Below are 22,800 nucleotides of genomic sequence, written 5' to 3'. Positions count from 1 at the left end.
CGGTCCCCCCTCCCCGGCTCCCGCCGCCCCCCCCCCCCGCGCGGCCGCAGTACGCGGCGCGGCGCCCCCCCCCGCCCCCCGGCCCCCCCCCCCCCCTTCCGCAGGTACGTCCGGGCGAGGCGGGTGTCAGCCGGCCTTCTTGGCGCCGCCGATCGCGGCGATCGGGCCCAGGGCGAGGAAGAGGTAGGTCATGAAGTCGGCCTCTTCCTTCCAGAGCCGGGTCACCACGTCGAAGTGGTCGAGGAAGACCTCGGAGAAGGTCGCGCCCGCCACGTCCGCCATGATCATCGACATGCCGACGAGCTGGCCGAGGTAGACACCGCCGAGCGAGAAGAGCGCGGCGGCCCCGACGACGACCGGGTTGCTCCCGCCGACCTTGCTGGCGGCGAAGCCGACGAGGAAGCCGACGCCGACCGCCGCGTAGCCGACCTCGCGCTCGATGGAGCCCGCGATCACGCCGTACAGGATGCCCGCGATGATCGCCGCGCCCAGCGCGGTCACCACACCGAGTGCGATGTTGTTGCGCGCCGGGGGTGCCGGGGTGAAGGGGGTGCCGCCGCCGAACTGGCCGGGCTGCTGGTCCGCGAAGGGGTTGCCCGTGGGGGCACCGGGCTGCTGGCCGTACGGGTTGCCCGTCGGGGCGCCCGGCTGCTGGCCGTAGGGGTTGCCGGTCGGGGCACCGGGCTGCGGCTGGTTCGCGTACGGGTTGCCGTCGGCGGGCTGGCCCCCGTAGGGCTGCTGGGGCTGGTTCGGCGGCACGGGCTGGCTCACGGTGGGTCTCCCCCTGGGGCGAATGCGCACGAGTGTGCGAGTTGTGACGCCGCAGGCTAGCAGTCAGTTCCGACAACGCCCACCGAAAACGTTGGGGCGACTGGTCGGAGCCCGTTCAGGAGGCTCTTCTCAGAGCCGGTGCGCGGCTCCCGCGGGGGTGGCGCCCCGGGTGTCCAGGAGGAGCTGGGCCTTCACCGCGAGGCCCTGGAGGTCGTAGGTGCGGTGCTGCTGGAGCAGTACGGTCAGGTCGGCGCCGGCGGCTGCCTCGTACAGGGAGTCGGCGCGCGGCACGGGCAGCTCGCGGACGCGCCAGTCCAGGACGTGCGGGTCGTGGTAGCCGATCTGCGCGCCCATGTCCATCAGCCGGGTCGCGATCTCGCGGGCGGGGGAGGCCTCCTGGTCGGCGCTGTCCGGCTTGTAGGTGACGCCCAGGAGCAGGACCCTGGCCCCGCGGACGGACTTGCCGTGCTCGTTCAGCAGGGTGGCGCAGCGCTGGATCACATAGCTCGGCATGCGGTCGTTGATCTCCTGGGCGAGCGAGACCATGCGCAGGGGGTGGCCGGGGGTGCGGGTGCTGTACGGGAGGTAGCCGGGGTCGACCGGGGCGCCGTGGCCGCCGACGCCCGGTCCGGGACGGAAGGGCTGGAAGCCGAACGGCTTGGTCTCCGCGCACCGGATGACGTCCCACAGGTCGACGCCGAGGTCGTGGCAGAGCACCGCCATCTCGTTGACCAGGGCGATGTTGACGTGCCGGAAGTTGGTCTCCAGGACCTTGGTCATCTCGGCCTCGCGGGGCCCTCGCGCCCGGACGACCTTGTCGGTGAGCCGGCCGTAGAAGGCCGCGGCCGATTCGGTGCAGGCGGGGGTGAGGCCGCCGATGACCTTGGGGGTGTTGGCGTAGACATGGGTGCGGTTGCCGGGGTCGAGCCGGCCGGGGGAGCACGCGAGGTGGAAATCGCGTCCGGCGCGCAGGCCCGAGCCCTCTTCGAGCAGGGGACGCAGGAAGTTCTCGGTGGTGCCCGGGGGGACGGAGGACTCCAGCAGGACGGTGGTGTGCGGTCGCAGCCGGGCGGCCAGCGCGCGGGCCGCGTCGCCCAGTGCCGTGAGGTCCAGGGTGCGGTCGGCGCCCAGCGGGGTCGGGGCGCAGATCACGGCGGTACGGACCCGGCCGAGCTCGGCCGCGTTGCTGGTGGGCCGGAAGCCCCCGGAGAGCATCCGGCGGATGGCGGAGGCGGTGAGGGAGCCCTCGACGGGGGTGCGGCCCGCGGCGAGTTCCGTGCAGGTGCGTGGGTCGGTGTCGTAACCGACGGTGTCGATGCCGGCGGCGACGGCGGCCTGGGCGAGGGGCAGGCCGAGGTGACCGAGTCCGATGACGGCGAGGTCTGCGGGCATGTCGAAGGCCGTCCTTCCCTAAGACCATGAAGACGGAAAGCGCAACTGCTGGGAACAGTGCAATGTCAGACTAGGCGTAAATATGACCTATATGTCGCATTGTGTGGCTCCGGTCGTCCGGGTGTTGTCCACAGGCGGTGGCTGAAGTCGCCGACCGCGGACAGAATCGAGAGGTGGGCACGGACGCCCGGCCTCCCGGGCCGGGCCGCACCACCGTGCCCGACCACCCCGATCTACCGGGAGGCAGCAGTGAGGACAGCGACACTGGGACCCGCGGAGCGCGCGGCGGCGCTCGCCGCGATGGCCGAGCGCGAACTGGACGTGCTGGTCGTGGGGGCGGGCGTGGTCGGCGCCGGGACGGCGCTGGACGCCGCGACCAGAGGGCTCTCGACCGGACTGGTCGAGGCCCGCGACTGGGCCTCCGGCACATCGAGCCGGTCCAGCAAACTGATCCACGGCGGGCTGCGCTATCTGGAGATGCTCGACTTCGCGCTCGTGCGGGAGGCCCTGAAGGAGCGCGGGCTGCTCCTGGAGCGGCTCGCCCCGCACCTGGTGAAGCCGGTGCCCTTCCTCTATCCGTTGCAGCACAAGGGCTGGGAGCGGCTCTACGCGGGATCCGGCGTGGCGCTGTACGACGCGATGTCGGTCTCCTCGGGCCACGGCCGCGGACTGCCGGTGCACCGCCACCTCTCCCGCCGGCACGCCCTGCGCGTCGCGCCCGCGCTGAAGCGGGACGCCCTGGTCGGGGCCCTGCAGTACTACGACGCGCAGATGGACGACGCCCGCTATGTGGCCGCCCTGGTGCGCACCGCCGCCGGATACGGCGCCCAGGTGGCGAACCGGGCGCGGGTGGTCGGCTTCCTGCGCGAGGGCGAGCGGGTCGTCGGGGCGCGGGTGCGGGACGTCGAAGGGGGCGGGGAGTACGAGGTCCGGGCCAAGCAGGTGGTCAACGCGACCGGGGTGTGGACGGACGACACCCAGGCGCTGATCGGTGAGCGCGGGCAGTTCCACGTACGGGCGTCGAAGGGCATCCACCTGGTCGTCCCCAAGGACCGGATCCACTCCTCGACCGGCCTCATCCTGCGTACCGAGAAGTCCGTGCTGTTCGTGATCCCGTGGGGACGCCACTGGATCATCGGGACCACGGACACCGACTGGGACCTCGACAAGGCCCATCCGGCGGCGTCCAGCGCCGACATCGACTATCTGCTCGAACACGTCAACTCGGTGCTGGCCACCCCGTTGACCAGGGACGACGTCCAGGGTGTCTATGCCGGGCTGAGGCCGCTGCTGGCCGGTGAGTCGGACGCCACCAGCAAGCTCTCGCGCGAGCACACCGTGGCGCACCCGGTCCCCGGGCTGGTGGTCGTCGCGGGCGGCAAGTACACGACGTACCGGGTGATGGCGAAGGACGCGGTGGACGAGGCGGTGCACGCGCTCGACCAGCGGGTCGCGGCCTGTGTCACCGAGGACATCCCCCTGCTGGGAGCCGAGGGCTACCGCGCCCTGTGGAACGCCCGCGCCCGGATCGCGGCCAGGACGGGCATCCATGTCGCCCGGGTGGAGCATCTGCTGAACCGGTACGGCTCCATGGTCGAGGAGATCCTGGAACTGATCACGGCCGACCCCTCACTGGGCGAACCGCTGGCGGCCGCGGACGACTACCTGCGGGCCGAGATCGTCTACGCCGCCTCGCACGAGGGGGCCAGACACCTCGACGACGTACTGACCCGGCGCACCCGGATCTCCATCGAGACCTTCGACCGGGGCACCCGCTCCGCCCGGGAGTGCGCGGAGCTGATGGCCCCGGTGCTGGGCTGGGACGAGGGCCAGATCGAGCGGGAGGTCGAGCACTACGAGAAGCGGGTGGAGGCGGAGCGGGAGTCGCAGCGGCAGCCGGACGACCTGACGGCCGACGCGGCGCGGCTCGGGGCGCCGGACATCGTGCCGATCTGATGCGCGCCCGACGGTCTCTGACGGGTGGCGGCCCCTGACGGGCGGCGGTTCCGGCGGTTCCGGCGGGGTCCCGGCGGGTGGCCCGGCGGGTGGCCGGACCGTCGCCGGTGCCGGGTGGCCGTGCCGGGCGGCGTCAGGGGCGGCAGAACTCCGCCTCCAGCAGGGCCGGTTCCAGACGGGTATCGGACAAGGTATCCGTGTTGATGCGGAAAGTGATGATGTGTCGGCCGTCGCGGGTCGCCGCGGTACGGACGTAGCTGCCCGGTGCGCGGCCGTTGTGCCCCCACACCGTGACGCCGCAGGAGAGCTTCTCCGGGTAGACGCCCATCCCGTAGGCGCCATGGGCGGTACGGGTGTTCAGCAGGGTGGCCTGCTGGGAGGGCGGCAGGAGCCGGCCGCCCAGCAGGGCCGCGTAGAAGCGGTTCAGGTCGGCGAGCGTCGAGACCATCTCGCCCGCGGCGCCCGCCAGGCGCGGGTCCATCGCGGTGACGTCCCGCAGGGACCCGTCCCGCGGATCGCGGTAGTAGCCGCGGGAGTGCGGGGCGGGCAGACCGGTGCGGGCGCCCGGGAGAGAGGTTCCGCCGAGGCGGAGGGGGACGAGGACGCGGCGTCTGATCTCGGTGGCGTAGGAGTGACCGGTGACGCGCTGGATGACCAGGCCCAGCGTCAGGTAACCGGTGTTGGAGTACGCGTAGCGGCCGGGCGCCGCGGCGGGACGGCGGGCCGACGCGGCCCGGACCGACGCCTCGGCGGACGGGGGCCGCCCCGACGGGCCCGCCCGGCCGGTCATGGAAGGGGTGCCGGCCGGCAGACCGGCGGCGTGGTCGGGGAGACCGCTGGTATGGGTGAGCAGCGCGCGCAGGGTGATGCGGCGGCCGTCGTTGCCGTGGCCCCGGATCAGCCCGGGGAGATAGCGCTCGACCGGGGACGACAGCTTCAGCCTGCCCTCCCCGGCGAGTTGGAGGATCACCGTCGCGATGAACGTCTTGGTGACGCTGCCTGCCCGGAACCGGTCCCGCTGCCCGATGCCGGGCCCCGCCGAGGCGTATGCCCGCCCCGGGGCGGTGGCGGAATTCCGCGTCAGCAGGGCCGCGGCCGGGGCGCCGCCCTGGACGAGGAGACGGGGCAGATAGGAGGCTGCGGGCGTGAGGTGTGGTTCGCTGGACGGGCACGCCGTACCCGGAACGAGCAGAGAAAGCACCAGCGGGGCGGCGAGCAGCGCCCTGAATGTCGGCATGGCGGGGGATCCCTTTCCTCCGGCCACATCATGGCGGACCCCGACCCGGCACCAGGACCGGTCCCGGGGTGAGGGACAATGAACGCTCTGCCAGGGCGGGTTGATCGCAGAGGGGACGCATGTCGGAGGCGGAGCAGGCACGGGAGCCCCAACGGGACAAGGAAGGTCGTCTTCTCGCGGGGCGTTACCGGCTCGGGGAGGTGCTCGGCCGGGGCGGCATGGGCACGGTCCACCGCGCTGCCGACGAGACGCTGGGCCGCACGGTCGCGGTCAAGGAACTGCGGTTCCCGTCGGCCATCGACGAGGACGAGAAGCGCCGCCTGATCACGCGCACCCTGCGCGAGGCGAAGGCGATCGCGCGGATCCGCAACAACGGCGCGGTGACCGTCTACGACGTGGTCGACGAGGACGACCGGCCGTGGATCGTCATGGAACTGATCGAGGGAAAGTCGCTGGCCGAGGCGATCCGTGAGGACGGGACGCTGACCCCCAGGCGTGCCGCGGAGGTCGGGCTCGCCATTCTCGACGTGCTGCGCTCGGCGCACCGCGAGGGCATCCTGCACCGCGATGTGAAGCCGTCCAACGTGCTGATCTCCGAGGACGGCCGGGTCGTGCTGACCGACTTCGGCATCGCCCAGGTCGAGGGCGACCCGTCGGTCACCTCGACCGGCATGCTCGTCGGCGCCCCCTCGTACATCTCGCCCGAGCGGGCCCGCGGCCACAAGCCGGGGCCGCCCGCCGACCTGTGGTCGCTCGGCGGACTGCTGTACGCGAGCGTCGAGGGCTGCCCTCCGTACGACAAGGGGTCGGCGATCGCCACCCTCACGGCCGTGATGACCGAACCGCTCGACCCGCCCAAGAACGCGGGTCCGCTGGAGGAGGTCATCTACGGCCTGCTCGCCCGGGACCCCGACCGGCGGCTGGACGACGCCGGGGCGCGTGCCCTGCTCAACGCCGTGATCAACGCTCCGGACGTGCCGGTGCCGCCGCCGGCCGACTCCACCCAGATCATGGCCCTGCCGGTGGACGTCGACGCCGGGAAGCCGCCGAAGCCGCCCAGGCAGGCGGCCGGACCGGGCGGCGAGTCCGGCGAGGGCGCCCGCGACCGGCTGCGCGGCGCCCTGCGCTCCGTACGGAACGGGAAGGCGACCCCGGCGGTCGCGGCGGGTGCCGGGGCCGGCGCTGCCGCCGCCTCCGGGGCGGCCCCGGCCGCGCCCGGCGGGAGGCCCGGACCGCAGGACCGGGGTCCCGTGACGGCTTCCGCCGCGGCTCCGGCTACCGCGCCCAAGGCGCCGGCCAGGCCCCCGACGGCTCCGGCCGTCGCCGCCGCAGTGCCGCCGCAGCGCCCGGGAGGACCGCAGGCCGGTGCCGCGCCGGTCCGCGCGTCCCTCACGGACGTGGTGCCGCGCCGCACCCTGGCGGTCATCGCGGCCGTCGTCGCGCTCGCCATCATCGGCACGGTGCTCGCCATCGCCCTCAGCGGGGGCGACGACAAGGACAACCGGGGCGGCGGCTCGGGCAAGGGCGACACCTCCGCCTCGGCCGGTTCCGCCCAGGGCCAGGGGGGCGCGGGCAAGGAGGGCCAGGGCGGGAGCGACGGCAAGGCATCGGAACAGCCGTCCCAGGACCCCACGAAGCAGGACCCGGGCGCCGAGGACCCGGCGGACCCGCCGAAACCCCCGGCAGACGCCCTGCCCGCCGGATTCGAGAAGGTCACCGACAAGCGGTTCCACTTCACCATGGCGATGCCCGGGGACTTCGAGCGCGATGCCATCGCGGGCAGGAACTCCGGCGGGATCTACAACGCCGACGGCGGCTTCCCGCGTGTCCAGGTCGACTTCAACAACTCGCCCGGAAGCGACGCGGCGGCGGCATGGGCCGGGGCGGTGGTGGGCACCAAGGTCCGCAGCAACGGCTTCAAGCAGATCGGCATCGACAAGGTCGACTACAACGGTTACCCGACCGTCGCCGACTGGCATTTCGAGCGCGATCAGCAGGGCATCCGGGTCCGGGTGCAGAACCGGGGCTTCAAGGTCGACGCCAAGCGCGGCTACTCGATCATGATCAGCTGCAAGGCGAGCGAGTGGGACGAGGCCGAGTGCAGAACGCTGCGGGAGACGGCGTTCGCCACGTTCACGCCCACGGACTGACAACCGGACCGGCAGCCGGACCGGCAGCCGGGTTGCCGCGACCCGGCCGCGTGGCCGGGGCTTGCCACGTATCGTAAGAGGCCGGGGATCGTAGGCACCCGGAACGACAGGTCAATTGCGCGGCAACTGACCGTAATTGACTGATTCATACGGCCCTGGTGACCGGGGGACAGTGCGCTCTGGGGAGGCGTCGTGGACGACTACGCGGGTCGGGTGCTCGCCGACCGCTACCGCCTTCCTCTGCCCCCGTTCGACGGTTACGAACTGGTCGAGACCCGGGCGTTCGACACATACAGCGGGCAGGAAGTCCTGGTCCGCCAGGTGCCGTTGCCGGAGATCGTGGACGCGGAGGTGCTCGACGCCGACGGTCTGGCACCGGCTGGCGGACGCGGCACCGGACGCGCGGCGGGCCGTGCGGTGCGCCGTTCCACGGACCCCGCCGTCCGGCGCGCGATCGAGGCCGCCCAGGCGGCGGCCCAGGTGCCCGACCACCCGCGGCTCGACCAGGTCTTCGACGTGTTCGCCGAGGCGGGATCGCTCTGGATAGTGAGTGAACTCGTACCGGCACGCCCGCTGGCCGCCCTCCTCGCCGAGCGTCCGCTCAACCCGTACCGGGCCGCCGAGATCGGCTCCGATGTGCTGACGGCGCTGCGCGTGCTGCACGCCCACGGCTGGACCCATCGCAACATCACCGTCCGTACGGTCCTGATCTGCGACGACGGCCGTGTCGTGCTGACCGGCCTGGCGGCCGGGGCGGCCGAGGAAGCGCTGTGCGGGTATGTCACGGCACCGCTGCCCGACGATGACGAAGACCAGGCCGATGGCGACGCGGGCGGGCAGGGCGGGCCGGCGGAGTACGGCGAATACGACGCGTACGGCACCTACGCCGACACGGATGACGTGGACGACCCGGATCACCCGGACGCTCCGGAGTACGTGGACGACCCGGACGACTCCTACGGCGCCGAACCGGCGCCCGCACGCCCGGAGAGCCAGGAGATCGTCCCGCGACCGGCAGCCCCGGCCGTCCCGTTCTCCGCCACACAGCCTTCCGCCGAGCTCGGCCCCGCCCCGCTGGACCCCGTGCGGCCCGGCACCGTGCCGCCCGGGGCCGCGAGCGCCGCGCAATTGCGAGCGGCGCGCGCCGGAGCCATCGCCGCCTACCGCGCGGGCGCCCGCGCCGCCGCCCGGGTGAACGAGGACAAGTACCGCAAGGGGGACGGCGCCGAGGACGACCCGGCCGGCGATGACACGGCCCTCCTGCCGGTCCAGCGCCCCGCCTCCGGCGGCTCCGTGCTCCCCGGCGCCTGGGGCAGCACGTCGGACGACCCGTACACGGAGGACGACCGGTACGCCCCGGACCCGTACGCCCCGGACCCGTACGCCCCGGACCCGTACGCCGACGACGACCCGTACGCGTCGGACGACCCGTACGCCGGGCGTGACGGGCGTGACGGGCGTGACGGACGCGACGACCGCGACGTACGTGACGACCGCGACGGACGTGACGACCGCGACGGACGTGACGACCGCGACGTACGAGGCGACCGCGACGGACGTGACGACCGCGACGTACGAGGCGACGACGAGGACGGCGACGGCCGCCCGCCCGGCCGCCGGGTCCATCTGGCCGGCACCTGGGGCGACGGTCCGGGCTCCGGCCGCCCCGTGCCCGCGGGCGGCTCCGGCGAGGACGCGCTGCGCGCCGACTCACGCCGCCCCGGCAGCACCCCCGTACCGCCCGGCCCGGAGCCGCTGCCCGTCGGATCGGGATCCGGCGGCTGGGACGAGGTCGTCGCCGCCGGCCGTGGGACGCCCCCCTACCGGGGCCCCGCCACCCCGCGCGCCGCCGAACGCGCCCGGCAGGCACGGATCGCCGTCGTCGGCGCGGTGACCGAGCGCTGGGCGCCCGAGCAGGCCGGACCGGTCCACGAGAACTGGCAGCTCGCACCGCCCATCGGTCCGGCCACCGACCTGTGGGCGCTCGGCGCCCTGCTCTACCGCGCGGTCCAGGGCCACGCCCCCTACCCCGAGGAGAACGCGGCCGAGCTCGTCCAGATGGTGTGCGGCGAGCCGCCCGCCTTCGCGGAGGAGAGCGGCGCGCTGCGCCCCGTCGTCGAATCGCTGCTGCGCCAGGACCCCTCGGAGCGCCCCGACGTCGAGGAGCTGAGCGGCTGGCTGCGCTCCCTGGTGCGGGCCGCCCCGGAACCGGAAGCGGGCACGGACGTCGTCCCGCTGCCCTCCGCCGACGAAACCCGGCTCCCCATCGTGCGGCGCCGGGGAGAGCTCGTCCGCAAGCGCCGGGGCGGCTCGGCGCACGGCCGGCACCGCCAGGGCAAGCAGAAGCAGCGTCAGGAGAAGCAGCGTCACGAGGGGCCTCGCCACGAGGAGTTCGAGCAGGAGGGGGGCCTGCTGCCCGAGCAGCCCTACGAGATCCCCGAACCGAGGGACTCCCGGCCGCCCCGCCCGCCCCGTCCGCCCCGCGCCCCGCGTGAGCCCAAGGGCCCCAGGGTGCTGCGCGAGCCCGCTCGTCCGGGCGAGGGGCGGGGGCCGCGCAGCCTCGGCCGGCTGCTGCTCGTCCTCATCCTGCTGGGCATGGCCGCCGCCGTCGCGTACGCCCTGGTCTTCATGTCCGAGGACGAGCCCGGCGCGGGTGCCGTGAAGACGCCCTCCGGTTCCGCCACCCCCGCCGGTCCCGGCGCCGGGACCCCCGGGACGTCGGGAGACGCCTCCGCAGGCCCCGGCTCCCAGCAGCCGCAGACCAGCCGTTCCGCGGTCGCGCTCGCCCCGGGCTATGTGCTGCGCAAGGACGTGGAGGGCTTCGAGGTCGGGGTGGTCAAGAACTGGCAGCGCAGCCCCGCCAACGCGGACCGTCAGATCCGTTACGGGAGCGACGGGTTCAGTCTGCTGATCGTGCCCGGCCGGGACACCGTCAAGGCCAACGGTGCCGATCCGCTGGCCTATCAGCGGGACAAGGAGCCGGAGCTCCAGCCGTTCCGGGACTCCAGCTGGTCCTCGTCGGCCGGACTGCGCCGGGTCGACGTCGGCCGACAGGCCATGGCGGAGGGCCAGTTCACCTGGCAGGAGAACGGCGGACGCGAGGTGTACGTGCGCAACCTGGCGATGGTCGTCGACGGCAGGTACCACATCATCCAGGTGATCGGCCCGCACGATCAGCGGGACAAGGTCACCGCCATCTACGAACAGGCCATCGCCTCCTACCGCGTGGGCTCCTGACCGCCCGTCGCCATCGCGCCCCGCACCACCGCCGGGCGACCCCGGCGGCACGCACCGTGACATCGCCTCCGGCCCGGCCGGTGGCGACGCCCTTGAACGGCGGGCGCACCGGGGCGACAAGCATCACAGTGCGGTCTCGTGGGCGATCCCAGGTTCCATGGCCGCGCCCCTCCTCCGTAATCTGGCAGCCGAGGAACGGGGCGGGGACAACACGTGGATCATTCACAGGGCACGGGTGCGGCAACGGGTACGGGTCTGGTGCTGGCCGGGCGTTACCGGCTGGGCGAGGTCCTCGGCCGCGGCGGTATGGGCAAGGTCTGGCGCGCCCATGACGAGGTGCTGCACCGCACCGTCGCCGTCAAGGAGTTGACCGCCGGTCTGTACGTCGCCGAGGCCGACCGCCTCGTCCTGCACGCCCGCACCCAGAAGGAGGCGCGTGCGGCGGCCCGCATCACGCACCCCGGCGTCGTCACCGTCCATGACGTCATCGAGTACGACAACCGCCCCTGGATCGTCATGCAGTACGTCGACGGGCCCTCGCTCGCCGACGCGGCCAAGGAGACCGGCGAGATGGCGCCGCGCGAGGCGGCCAGGATCGGCCTCCACGTGCTGAGCGCCCTGCGGGCCGCGCACAGCGCCGGAGTGCTGCACCGGGACGTCAAGCCCGGCAACGTCCTGCTCGCCCGCGACGGACAGGTGCTGCTGACCGACTTCGGGATCGCCGCGATCGAGGGCGACTCCACCATCACCAGGACCGGTGAACTGGTGGGATCCATCGACTATCTGGCGCCCGAACGGGTACGCGGCGGAGACCCGGGCCCCTCCTCCGACCTCTGGTCGCTCGGCGCCACGCTGTACACCGCCGTCGAGGGGCGCTCCCCGTTCCGCCGTACGTCCCCGATCTCCACGATGCAGGCCGTCGTCACGGAGGAGGCGCCCGAGGCCAGGAACGCCGGACCGCTGGCCCCCGTGATCACCGCGCTGCTCCGCAAGGACCCCGAGGACCGGCCCTCGGCCGCCGAGACCGAACGGATGCTGCTGGACGCCATGGAGGGCCGCAAGCCCCGCGCCGCCCAGGAGTTCGTCCCGACCCAACGGGTCGGCGAGGAGGCCCTGCGCGGACTCCCGGCCCAGGACGGTGCCACCGGCCGGCTGCCCGAGGGCGTGCCTCCCGGCACCCCGCACACCCTGTCCGCCCCGGTCCCCGTCCACGGCGCGGCCCCGCTCCCCGGGCCCGTCTCCCCGCCGGTGACCCGGCGGGGTGGGGCCCGCTGGCGCACCACGCTCGTGGTCATCGCCGCGGCCGCGGTGCTCGGCGGGGCGGCCGGCCTGGCCGTGATGAAGTACGGGAACGGGGACGGGGGCGGCGACGGGGGATCCGCGGGCAAGGGCGGCTCCCAGGGGGTCAGCACCGCACCGAGGACCACCCCGCCGCAGTCCTCGGACCCCGCGACCCCTTCGGCGAAGCCGCTGAAGGAGATACCCGACGGCTGGGAGCGGGTCAACGATCCGGAAGGCTTCAGCCTGCTCGTACCGCAGGGGTGGACGCGCCGCACGGACGGCAACCAGATCGACTACACGCCGGACAACGGGGCGCACCGCATCCGGATCAGCGTCGATCCGGCACCGGACTTCGAGAACTCGTACACGCACATGCTGAACCTGGAGAAGGATCTCTCCAGGCGGCTGCCCGGCTACGACCGGATCACCCTGCACTCCAACACCTACCGTGACCGTCCGGGTTCCCTCTGGGAGTTCACCTGGGTCGAGTCCAAGGAACATCCCGGCCCGCGCTACGGCATCGACCAGATGTACTACGGCGAGGCGAACGGTCCCGAGTACGCGTTGTACCTGACCGCGCCGGAGGCGGACCGGGAGACCAGCCGGGAGCAGTTCGAGATCATGCTGCGCAGCTGGCGGGCGCCGGAGACGACGGACTGACGGGCACTGCCGGGTACATAGGCACTGATCAGCGGTTATGTGGCCAGCGATCACTGGCGAGTTTGCGGGGTGGCCGGCCGTCGGCTTGTGGGGAGTGTGAAAACCTATTACCCACGGGTACCAAAAGTGTGCGGGTGGACATACTCTCGGCCTCATGACGGACTCGCAGGCTCCTGTTGCCCCCCTCGGTACGAACCCCGTCGCCGCCGCTCCCGCCGGCGCGCGCACGGCAGCCGATGTGGTCACCCCCGAGGTGATCGCCCAGCTGACCCGTGGGGTGGTCGGTTCCGGCCGTACGGCCAACCACACCCCCTTCACCGGGGAGAAGCTGGCGGACCTGCCCGAGTCCACCCCCGAGGACGTGGCGACCGCCTTCGAGCGCGCCCGTGCCGCCCAGCCCGCCTGGGCCGCGACCCCCGTACGGGCGAGGGCGGCCGTCCTGCTCCGCTTCCACGACCTCGTGCTCAGCCGCCAGTCCGAGGTCCTCGACCTCATCCAGCTGGAGACCGGCAAGGCCCGTCTGCACGCCCACGAGGAGGTGCAGGCCGTCGCCGTCGCCGCCCGGCACTACGGCCGCAGGGCGTCCGCGTATCTGCGGGCGAAGCGGCACACCGGCGTCGTACCGACCCTGACCAAGGTCACCGAGCTGCGCCAGCCGCGCGGGGTCATCGGCCAGATCGCCCCGTGGAACTACCCGTTCGAGCTGTCCGTGGGCGATGCCCTGCCCGCGTTCGTCTCCGGCAACGCCGTGGTGATGAAGCCCGACACGGAGACCGCGCTGACCGCGCTGTGGGCCCGTGATCTGCTCATCGAGGCGGGGCTGCCCGCCGAGGTCTTCCAGATCGTCCTCGGTGAGGGCCCCGTCGTCGGCCCCGAGGTCGTCAACCGCGCCGACTACGTCTCCTTCACCGGCTCCACCCGCACCGGCCGCGAGGTCGCCCGGGGCGCCGCCGCCCGCCTGGTCGGCGTCTCCCTGGAGCTCGGCGGCAAGAACGCCATGCTGGTCCTGGCGGACGCCGATGTGGAGAAGGCCGCGGCGGGTGCCGTGCGGGCCTGCTTCTCCTCCGCCGGACAGCTCTGCATCTCCATCGAGCGGCTGTACGTCCACGAGTCGGTCGCCGACGACTTCGTGGCCCGGTTCGCCGCCCGTACGAAGGCCATGCGGCTCGGCAGCTCCCTCGCGTACGGCGCCGACATGGGCTCGCTCGTCGGTGAGCGGCAGCTGGAGACCGTCACCCGGCACGTCGCCGAAGCGGTCGAGAAGGGCGCCACCCTCGTCGCGGGCGGTGTCGCCCGGCCCGACATCGGTCCCCTGTTCTACGAGCCGACCATCCTGGACGGCGTCGAGGCGCCGATGGCCGTCTGCACCGAGGAGACCTTCGGGCCGGTCGTCTCCATCTACCGGTTCAGCGACGAGGACGAGGTCATCGGCCTCGCCAACGCCACTCCGTACGGTCTCAATTCGAGCGTCTGGACCAAGGACGGCAGGCGTGGCCACCGGGTGGCCGCGCGGCTGCGGACCGGCACGGTCAACATCAACGAGGGGTACGCCCCCGCGTACGGCAGCGTGCAGTCCCCGATGGGCGGCATGAAGGAATCCGGTCTCGGCCGGCGGCACGGATCCGAGGGCATCCTCAAGTACACCGAGGCTCAGACCGTCGCCCAGCAGCGGCTGATTCCGCTCGCCCCCTCCTTCGGGATGGACGACGAGAAGTACGCGGCGCTCATGAGCAGCAGCCTGAAGGTGATGAAGGCGTTCCGCCTGCGCTGACCCGCCGACCCGCCGCCCAGCAGCCCCGCCGACCCACTGCCCCGCGACCTCACTGCCCCGCACCCCGGCGACCGCGCGTACGCCGCGGCACTTCTGTCCTTTTCGTACCGAGGAGAGCCATGTCCCAGGACAGCCCTGACCGGAATCGGCCCGTGAACCCGGTGCCGGCCGAGGACGACGCGGCGTACGACTACGACGTCCTCGTCGTGGGCTCGGGCTTCGGCGGTGCGGTGTCGGCGCTGAGGCTGACCGAGAAGGGTTACCGGGTCGGGGTCCTGGAGGCGGGCCGCCGCTTCACCCCCGGCACCCTCCCCAAGAACTCCTGGGACCTCAGGAACTACCTCTGGGCCCCGGCGCTCGGCCTCTTCGGCATCCAGCGCGTGCACCTGCTCGGCAAGGTGATGGTGCTGGCCGGCGCGGGTGTCGGCGGCGGATCGCTGAACTACGCCAACACGCTGTACGTACCGCCGACGCCGTTCTTTGAGGACCGTCAGTGGGCCGGGATCACCGACTGGCAGGACGAGCTGAAGCCGTACTACGACCAGGCCCGACGGATGCTGGGGGTCCGGCTCAACCCGACCATGACCCCGTCCGACATCCACCTCAAGGCCGCCGCACAGGCCATGGGCGTCGGCGACACCTTCCACCTCGCCCCGGTCGGCGTCTTCTTCGGCGACGGCGAGGACTCCGACGGCACGGCCAGGGCGAAGCCCGGCGGTACGGTCGCCGACCCGTACTTCGGGGGCGCCGGCCCCGCCCGCAGGGCCTGCACCGAGTGCGGGGAGTGCATGACCGGCTGCCGCCACGGCGCGAAGAACACGCTCAACGAGAACTATCTGTACCTCGCGGAGAAGGCCGGAGCGGTCATCCACCCGATGACCTCCGTCATCGCGGTCACCGACGACCCCGAGGGCGGCTACCGCGTCACGACCGTCCCGACCGACCGCCGGAAGAAGGGGAAGCCCACCCGGCTGCGCGCCCGCGAGGTGGTCGTCGCGGCGGGCACGTACGGTACCCAGACCCTGCTGCACACAATGAAGGACCGGGGCCTGCTGCCCCGGCTCTCGGCACGGCTCGGCGAACTGACCCGGACCAACTCCGAGGCGCTGGTCGGCTCGCAGACCAGCGACCGCCGCTACCGCAGGAAGCACGGCGCCAAGAGGGCCGACTTCACCCGGGGCGTCGCCATCACCTCCTCGATCCACCCGGACGCCGACACGCACATCGAGCCCGTCCGCTACGGCAAGGGCTCCAACGCCATGGGTGCCATGTCCATCCTCCAGGTGCCCTACGGCGGGCGCCGGGTACTGGGCTGGCTGGGCAATGTGGTCAAGCACCCCACGCTCGCCGCGCGTTCGCTCTCCAACCGCCACTGGTCCGAACGGACCATCATCGGTCTGGTCATGCAGTCGCTGGACAACTCCCTGACGACGTACCGCAAGCCCGGCGGGCTCGGCAAGGGCCTGCTCACCGCCCGGCAGGGGCACGGGGCACCCAACCCGACCCAGATCGCCGAGGCGACCCGCAGCGCCACGCTGCTCGCCGAGGAGATCAACGGCTTCGCCGGCTCCAACGTGGGGGAGCTGATGGGGACCCCGCTCACCGCGCACTTCCTGGGCGGGTGCCCGATCGGGGCGAGTGCCGAGGACGGGGTCATCGACCCGTACCACCGGCTGTACGGCCACCCGGGAATCTCCGTCGTCGACGGCTCCGCCGTCTCCGCCAACCTCGGCGTCAATCCCTCCCTGACCATCACGGCGCAGGCGGAGCGGGCCATGTCCTTCTGGCCCAACAAGGGGGCGCAGGACCCCCGTCCCGCGCAGGGCGCGGCCTATGAGCGGCTGGCCGCGGTGGAACCGCGGTCACCGGCGGTGCCGAAGGAGGCGTTCGGGGCGCTGAAGCTGCCGTTCCTGGGCATGCCCGCCGTGCCCCCGAAGCGGAACGCGGTCCCGTCGCAGGGGAACGCGGTCCCGTCCCGGGGGGAAGCCGCGCCGTCGGCGGGGAACGCAGAGGTCCGGGCGGACGGGGACGCCGTGCCCAATCCGTGATCTTGCTGAGGGCAACTCTTCGGACGGCTGCGTGGTCGAACCGGTACTGCCTCACAGCAGTCACACAGCTCTGTCGAGTCCCATGAGGTGCGCGATGACACGCCTTTCCCCGAGAACCGCGCTGCGCCGTACCGCGGGCGGTCTCGCCGTCGCCGGTGTGCTGGCCGCCGGTTCGCTCTCCGCCGGTGCGCTCGCCGTGGCCGCACCGGTGAAGGCGGCCGACCCCGTCTTCACGCTGGGCGGCCCCGCGCAGACCGGCCTGTACCCGTACCCGGAGAGCGGTTCGCCGAGGAAGTCCACCGTCGGGATCACCGTCAGCAATCCGGCCGAGGACGAGGAGACCGGCGGCTACCGGGGCGAGGTCACCTACACCTTCGACCTCTCCGGAGTCGCGGGCGTCGCCGACGTCGGCTTCGACGGCCAGGCGGGCGCGGAGTGCGAGGTCACCGGAGCCACGGCGGTCTGCCACGACGACCGTGTGTGGGCGGGGCTCAGCCTGCTCACCGACCTGAAGGTCAGAGCGGCCAAGGGCAGCAAGGAGGGCGACTCGGGCACCATCAAGGTGACCGGTGCGGCCAAGGGCGCGACCTTCACCCCGTTCACCACCGAGGTCACGGTCGGTGGCCCCGACCTCGTGATGAAACAGCTCCCGTTCGACCAGGAGCCCGCCCCGGGCGACACGCAGCAGGCCCCGATCACCTTCACCAACAACGGCACCCGGGCCGCCGACGGGGTCCTGCTCACCCTGATGTACTCGCGCGGACTGGACCTCCCCCAGCGCTACTCCAACTGCGAGTACCTGGAGAACAGCGCCCCGGAGATGGGCGACTTCGCCTGGTCCACCGCACTCTGCTCCATCGACGGCGAGTTCGAGGCGGGTGGGACGTACACGCTGGAGACACCGCTCACCGTCAAGTCCACCGAGCGCGCGTACTACGACACCTTCATCTACCGCATCCACGAGGACGGCGCCGCCCAGCGCGCCGCCCAGCGCGCGGGCGCGAGCTTCGACCGGGGGACCGGCCCGGCCCTCACCCTGAAGAAGGTGCCGTCCGCCCGCGGGCTGGACCTCAACCCCCGGGACAACCAGCAGGAGGTTGACTTCCGCACGAAGAACACGGCCGACTTCGTGGCGTACGGGGACAAGGCGTCCGGCGCCGAGGGCGACACCGTGAAGGCCGACATCGGCTTCCGCAACAAGGGCCCGGCCTGGATCGGCTACCTCCGCTCCGGCGAGAACGTCGCCACGGTCGACTTCACCGTGCCCCAGGGCGCGAGTGTCACGGCCAAGCCCGACTCCTGCCGGGGCGTCTCGGCCGGCGGGAACCAGCGCGACGAGCAGCTCGGCGCCCCGCGCTACGTCTGCGACACCTCGATGACCGTCCGCGAGGACGCCGAGGTCACCCTGCCCTTCGAGCTGAAGATCCACGAGAAGCTGATCGGCGCCTCCGGCAAGGTCACCGTCCGCGACATCTTCCTCTCGAACCCCGCGCTGCCCTTCGACCCGAAGCCGGCCAACAACTCCGCGCTGCTGGTGCTGAACGGTGAGGACTCCGGTTCCGAGGACTCCGGCGGTACGGCGGAGGGCTCGGAGGGCTCGGAAGGCGCCACGTCGGGCAGCACCGGAGGCTCGGCGTCCGGCACCTCCGGCGAGGCGTCCGCCTCCGGTACGTCGGGCAGCGGGGGCACCTCGGGCTCCACGTCCGGGAGCACCGGCGCGGCCGGCGGCGGCAGCCTCGCCTCCACCGGCTCCGTCGCGCTCCTGGCATCCGGCGCCGCCGCCGTCGCGCTGGCCGCGGGCGGGGTGCTGTACGCGACGACCCGGCGCCGGGTCCGGCAGGACTGACACCGGCACCGGACGCCCGGCCTCAGGCACCGGGGCCGGAGGCGAGGAGAGCCGGGGCGAGGAGAGCCGAGGGGCGAGATGATGCGGGACGGGCGGGGACGGGATCCGTTCGCATCGTGGTCGAAGAACTGCGCGCGGCGCAGCCGTTTCGACCGGATGCGGTCGTCCCCGGGCGTCCCCGGGGCCGACCGCACATGGGGTGACCGGGCTGCTGTCCCCTGCCGACCGGTCACGTGCGCCGGAACGCGGTCCCACGACGTACCTGCAGTACGTCACACGTCCCGACGGAGCCACGCGTGGTTTCCTACCGATGCCGCCCCTGGTTGGCACGGACACCCGGACCAACGAAGCCACTGTGGCCCCGGTCACGCGCCGTACGGGTGAGACCGGGACCGAACGCAGATACGGCCGTACAGCCGGGCAGGGGCGCACGGGTCACACCCGGCCGCGGCACAGCTCCAGCAGCGTCATCGCGAGCGAGGTGCCGGGCCTGCCCAGCGCGTCCCGGAAGTGGGCGAGCACGTCCATCTCCCGGGAGAGGTTCACCCGGCGCCCTCCCGAGGTGATCCGGGCCTCCTGGATCACCGCCGAGACGGCCATCCGCTCCTGCACGAGGCCGATGATCCGGTCGTCGAGGACATCGATGCGGGCACGGGCGTCGCCGATCAGTGACGCGGCCTCGTCGGTGTGCGCGCCGGTCTGCTCGGTGAGGGTCTTCATGGGGGCGGTGCCACTGCTCATGGGGTCACTCCTGGTGGGGTGGGCCCCCGGGCCGACAGGCCCGCGACGCAGAGCGCCCCGGGCCTGTCGGCCCGGGGCGCCTGGAACGTTGCTTGTCAGTAGCTCAAGCAGCACGACCATGGCAGCCGGCGGGCCGGATGCCATAGGTAAAGACGAAGGTCGTGTGCTGACGCATGGGGACAGTATGGCCCCGGCCCCGCCGTCCCACCAACGCCGGGCCCGGATCGTGAGACGCGCACGGCCGGTAGAATCGACAAAACAGACCCCTCATCACCGCCGGAAGGCCGCCCCCGTGCCAGCAGCACCCCCCGCCGCCCCCGACACCACGGCCGACGTGGTCCTCGTTGTCGACTTCGGCGCGCAGTACGCCCAGCTCATCGCCCGCCGTGTCCGTGAGGCCCGGGTCTACAGCGAGATCGTCCCGTCCACCATGCCGGTGGCCGAGATGCTGGCCAGGAACCCCCGGGCGATCATCCTGTCCGGCGGCCCGTCCTCGGTGTACGCGCAGGGCGCGCCCACCCTCGACCGCGCGCTGTTCGAGGCCGGGGTGCCGGTGTTCGGCATGTGCTACGGCTTCCAGCTGATGGCCACCACGCTCGGCGGCACCGTCGACGACAACGGCGCCCGCGAGTACGGCCGTACCGGGCTCACCGTCTCCAAGACCGGCTCCACGCTCTTCGAGGGCACGCCCGCCGAGCAGTCGGTGTGGATGTCGCACGGCGACGCCTGTTCCGCCGCCCCCGAGGGCTTCACCGTCACCGCGTCCACCGACGTCGTACCGGTCGCCGCCTTCGAGAACGACGAGAAGAAGCTCTACGGCGTCCAGTACCACCCGGAGGTCCTGCACTCCACGCACGGCCAGCAGGTCCTGGAGCACTTCCTCTACCGGGGCGCGGGCATCGAGCCCAACTGGACGACGACCAATGTCGTCGAGGAGCAGGTCGCGCTCATCCGTGAGCAGGTCGGCACCAAGCGCGCCATCTGCGGGCTGTCCGGCGGCGTGGACTCCGCGGTCGCCGCGGCCCTCGTGCAGAAGGCCATCGGCTCCCAGCTGACCTGCGTCTACGTCGACCACGGGCTGATGCGCAAGGGCGAGACCGAGCAGGTCGAGAAGGACTTCGTCGCCGCCACGGGCGTCAAGCTCAAGGTCGTCGACGCCGAGAAGCGCTTCCTCGACGCGCTCGCCGGGGTCTCCGACCCGGAGCAGAAGCGGAAGATCATCGGCCGTGAGTTCATCCGCGTCTTCGAGCAGGCCCAGGCCGAGCTCGTCGCCGAGGCCGGCGCGGCGGGCGAGGACGTCGCCTTCCTCGTCCAGGGCACCCTCTACCCGGATGTCGTCGAGTCCGGCGGCGGCACCGGCACCGCCAACATCAAGTCCCACCACAATGTGGGCGGCCTCCCCGACGACATCGAGTTCCAGCTCGTCGAGCCGCTGCGCCAGCTGTTCAAGGACGAGGTCCGGATGGTCGGCCAGGAGCTCGGCCTGCCCGAGGAGATCGTCCAGCGCCAGCCGTTCCCCGGCCCGGGGCTCGGCATCCGCATCGTCGGCGAGGTCACCAAGGACCGCCTCGACCTGCTGCGCGAGGCCGACGCCATCGCCCGCGAGGAGCTGACCGCGGCCGGCCTGGACCGCGACATCTGGCAGTGCCCGGTGGTCCTCCTGGCCGACGTCCGCTCGGTCGGCGTCCAGGGCGACGGCCGTACCTACGGCCACCCGATCGTGCTGCGTCCGGTCTCCTCCGAGGACGCCATGACGGCCGACTGGTCGCGCCTGCCGTACGAGACGCTGGCGAAGATCTCCACCCGCATCACCAACGAGGTCGCCGACGTCAACCGCGTCGTCCTCGATGTGACGAGCAAGCCGCCGGGCACCATCGAGTGGGAGTAGTCCCTCCCGCAGGACCCGTACCGATGCCGCCGCCCGGACGTCCGGGCGGCGGCATCGCCGTATCCGCCTCCGGGCGGCGGCGCCGTCGTACCCGCCGGGCGCGCGGTAAATCGGTGGCGGGCCCGCCCGGTCCGTGCGAGGCTGCGCGACCATGTCCGCCGAAGAGATCCGCCCGCTCCTGTCCGCCCCGCACAACCACCGCCTGACCTGGAACACCCCGCTCTCCGAGGAACACGCGGCCCAGCTGATCGCGGCCTGCGCGACCGAGCCCGGGGCACGGATCGCCGACTTCGGCGCCGGCTGGGGCGAGCTGCTGATGCGCCTGGTGGAGTCGGCGCCCGGGGCCACCGGGGACGCCGTCGAGACCGACCCGGACGCCGTGGCGCGCGGGCGCCGGCTGGCCGAGGGACGGGGCCTCGCGGAGCGCGTACGGTTCCACGCCGTACCCGCCGCCGAATGGGCCGGGAAAGACTACGACCTCGCCGTCTCCATCGGCTCGTCCCACGCCTGGCCCGGCTCGACGGCACAGGCGCTGAAGGCCCTGCGGGCGGCCGTGCGCCCCGGTGGGCGGGTGCTGTTCGGCGACGGGATCTGGCTGCGCGAGCCGACCCCGGCCGCGCTCGACGGGATCGGGGCCGAGCCGGGCGACTTCGGTTCGCTGCTCGAACTGATCCGGCTGGCGGAGAGTACCGGGCTGCGCCCCCTCCAGGTCACCGTGGCCGACGAGCGCGAATGGGATGTCTTCGAGTCCGACGGCCCGATCGGGCGGGGCCAGCGTTGGGCACTGGAGAACCCCGGGCACCCGCTGTACGACGAGGTGATGGCCGAGGTCGACGCCCGCCGCACCGGCTACTACGGCGGCTACCGCTCGCGGTTCAGCCTCGCCTACCTCGTCCTCAGCGCCTGACTCGGTCCGTGTTCGCACTGGCCACCTGTGGCAACCGGCGGTAACTTCCGATCCCGTACGCCGCCCGGGAGCCCCGAGGAGCCGCCATGTCCGAGCCCACCGCCCTGCCGACCGCCGCACCCGAGCCGATACCCGTCGAGCAGCTGCGGTTCGCGATGCCGCCCGTGCACGCGTCGCCGGGCGAGGAGCGCGCGTACCGCCGGGAACGGCTGGCGGGGGCGCTTCGGCTCTTCGGGCAGCAGGGGTACGAGGACGGCGTCTCCGGGCACATCACCGCCCGGGACCCGGAGCTCACGGACTGCTTCTGGGTCAATCCGTTCGGGGCGCCCTTCGAGGACATCGCCCCGCAGGACCTGATCCTGGTCAACGGGGACGGGCAGGTCCTCCAGGGGCGGTTCCACGTCAACCAGGCGGCCTTCGCCGTACACGCGCAGGTGCACCGGGCCCGCCCGGAGGTCGTGGCCGTCGCGCACACCCACTCCCTGCACGGGCGGGCCCTGTCCGCGCTGGGCGAGCTGATCGAGCCGATCACCCAGGAATCCTGTGCCTTCTACGAGGACCACGCCCTGTACGACACCTACACCGGGGTCGTCGTGGACGAGGACGAGGGGCGCCGCATCGCCGCCGCGCTCGGTCTCCGCAAGGCGGTCATCCTGCGCAACCACGGGCTGCTGACCGTGGGGGACTCGGTGGACGCGGCGGCCTGGTGGTTCCTCACGATGGAACGCTCCTGCCAGGTGCAGCTGATGGCGCGGGCCGCCGGGAAGCCCGTCCTGATCCAGCACCGGGACGCGGTCACCACCCGCGAGCAGCTCGGCAGCGACCTGGTGGCGTGGATCAATTACCAGCCACTGTGGCAGCGGATCAGTCGCACATTCTGACGACACGCGCCCCCGGCCCGCCCCGATGCGGTCC

Annotated in this window: 14 protein-coding genes; 10 read left to right on the top strand and 4 right to left on the bottom strand. The window is 72.7% G+C overall.

Going from position 1 to position 22,800, the window contains the following annotated elements; genetic code table 11:
* Positions 1 to 126 precede the first annotated feature (126 nt).
* Positions 127 to 771, bottom strand: a complete 645-nt coding sequence (locus ABT170_RS39550) for a hypothetical protein (protein WP_351875916.1) — start codon at positions 769 to 771, stop codon at positions 127 to 129.
* 129 nt (positions 772 to 900) lie between these two features.
* Positions 901 to 2,163: a nucleotide sugar dehydrogenase gene (locus ABT170_RS39545; RefSeq protein ID WP_351875913.1), complete on the bottom strand. Its 1,263-nt coding sequence runs from the start codon at positions 2,161 to 2,163 to the stop codon at positions 901 to 903.
* Between the two features lie 249 nt (positions 2,164 to 2,412).
* Here ABT170_RS39545 and ABT170_RS39540 point away from each other — a divergent pair, with 249 nt between their 5' ends.
* Positions 2,413 to 4,119, top strand: a complete 1,707-nt coding sequence (locus ABT170_RS39540) for a glycerol-3-phosphate dehydrogenase/oxidase (RefSeq protein ID WP_329946499.1) — start codon at positions 2,413 to 2,415, stop codon at positions 4,117 to 4,119.
* Positions 4,120 to 4,252: 133 nt separating this feature from the next.
* Here ABT170_RS39540 and ABT170_RS39535 read toward each other — a convergent pair whose 3' ends face one another.
* Positions 4,253 to 5,356 (bottom strand): serine hydrolase domain-containing protein, encoded by a 1,104-nt coding sequence (locus ABT170_RS39535; protein ID WP_351875910.1) that lies wholly within the window; start codon positions 5,354 to 5,356, stop codon positions 4,253 to 4,255.
* Positions 5,357 to 5,475: 119 nt separating this feature from the next.
* On the opposite strand from ABT170_RS39535, the gene ABT170_RS39530 reads away from it, so the two are divergent.
* From ABT170_RS39530 to ABT170_RS39505, 6 genes are all read left to right on the top strand, one after another.
* The gene (locus ABT170_RS39530; RefSeq protein WP_351875907.1) at positions 5,476 to 7,506 is read left to right on the top strand and encodes a serine/threonine-protein kinase; all 2,031 of its coding nucleotides are present in this window, start codon (positions 5,476 to 5,478) and stop codon (positions 7,504 to 7,506) included.
* Between the two features lie 192 nt (positions 7,507 to 7,698).
* A complete protein-coding gene (locus ABT170_RS39525) occupies positions 7,699 to 10,743 on the top strand; it encodes a serine/threonine kinase C-terminal domain-containing protein (protein WP_351875904.1) in 3,045 nt (1,014 codons plus the stop codon).
* A gap of 213 nt (positions 10,744 to 10,956) precedes the next feature.
* A complete protein-coding gene (locus ABT170_RS39520) occupies positions 10,957 to 12,684 on the top strand; it encodes a serine/threonine-protein kinase (RefSeq protein WP_351875901.1) in 1,728 nt (575 codons plus the stop codon).
* Positions 12,685 to 12,838: 154 nt separating this feature from the next.
* Positions 12,839 to 14,455, top strand: a complete 1,617-nt coding sequence (locus tag ABT170_RS39515) for a succinic semialdehyde dehydrogenase (RefSeq protein WP_329946494.1) — start codon at positions 12,839 to 12,841, stop codon at positions 14,453 to 14,455.
* Positions 14,456 to 14,574: 119 nt separating this feature from the next.
* Positions 14,575 to 16,503, top strand: a complete 1,929-nt coding sequence (locus tag ABT170_RS39510; RefSeq protein WP_329946493.1) for a GMC oxidoreductase — start codon at positions 14,575 to 14,577, stop codon at positions 16,501 to 16,503.
* Between the two features lie 94 nt (positions 16,504 to 16,597).
* Positions 16,598 to 18,349: a peptidase gene (locus tag ABT170_RS39505; RefSeq protein ID WP_351875897.1), complete on the top strand. Its 1,752-nt coding sequence runs from the start codon at positions 16,598 to 16,600 to the stop codon at positions 18,347 to 18,349.
* 435 nt (positions 18,350 to 18,784) lie between these two features.
* Here the strand turns inward: ABT170_RS39505 and ABT170_RS39500 are convergent, their stop codons facing one another.
* Positions 18,785 to 19,090, bottom strand: a complete 306-nt coding sequence (locus ABT170_RS39500) for a chorismate mutase (RefSeq protein WP_329946491.1) — start codon at positions 19,088 to 19,090, stop codon at positions 18,785 to 18,787.
* Positions 19,091 to 19,382: 292 nt separating this feature from the next.
* Between ABT170_RS39500 and guaA the strand changes: the two genes are divergently transcribed.
* The 3 genes from guaA to ABT170_RS39485 all read left to right on the top strand — a co-directional run bounded on the left by guaA (position 19,383) and on the right by ABT170_RS39485 (position 22,766).
* Complete coding sequence (gene guaA / locus ABT170_RS39495; protein ID WP_329946490.1) at positions 19,383 to 20,978, top strand: glutamine-hydrolyzing GMP synthase; 1,596 nt, start codon at positions 19,383 to 19,385, stop codon at positions 20,976 to 20,978.
* Positions 20,979 to 21,129: 151 nt separating this feature from the next.
* On the top strand, positions 21,130 to 21,885 hold the full coding sequence (locus ABT170_RS39490; RefSeq protein WP_329946489.1) for an SAM-dependent methyltransferase: 756 nt from the start codon (positions 21,130 to 21,132) through the stop codon (positions 21,883 to 21,885).
* An 86-nt stretch (positions 21,886 to 21,971) separates the two neighbouring features.
* Positions 21,972 to 22,766: a class II aldolase/adducin family protein gene (locus ABT170_RS39485; RefSeq protein WP_351875893.1), complete on the top strand. Its 795-nt coding sequence runs from the start codon at positions 21,972 to 21,974 to the stop codon at positions 22,764 to 22,766.
* The last annotated feature ends 34 nt before the right edge of the window (positions 22,767 to 22,800 follow it).

Origin of the sequence: Streptomyces sp. NPDC001787 (assembly GCF_040297465.1) — a bacterium.
In the GTDB taxonomy this organism is placed as follows: domain Bacteria; phylum Actinomycetota; class Actinomycetes; order Streptomycetales; family Streptomycetaceae; genus Streptomyces.
This window is presented reverse-complemented; position numbering and strand designations above follow the sequence as displayed.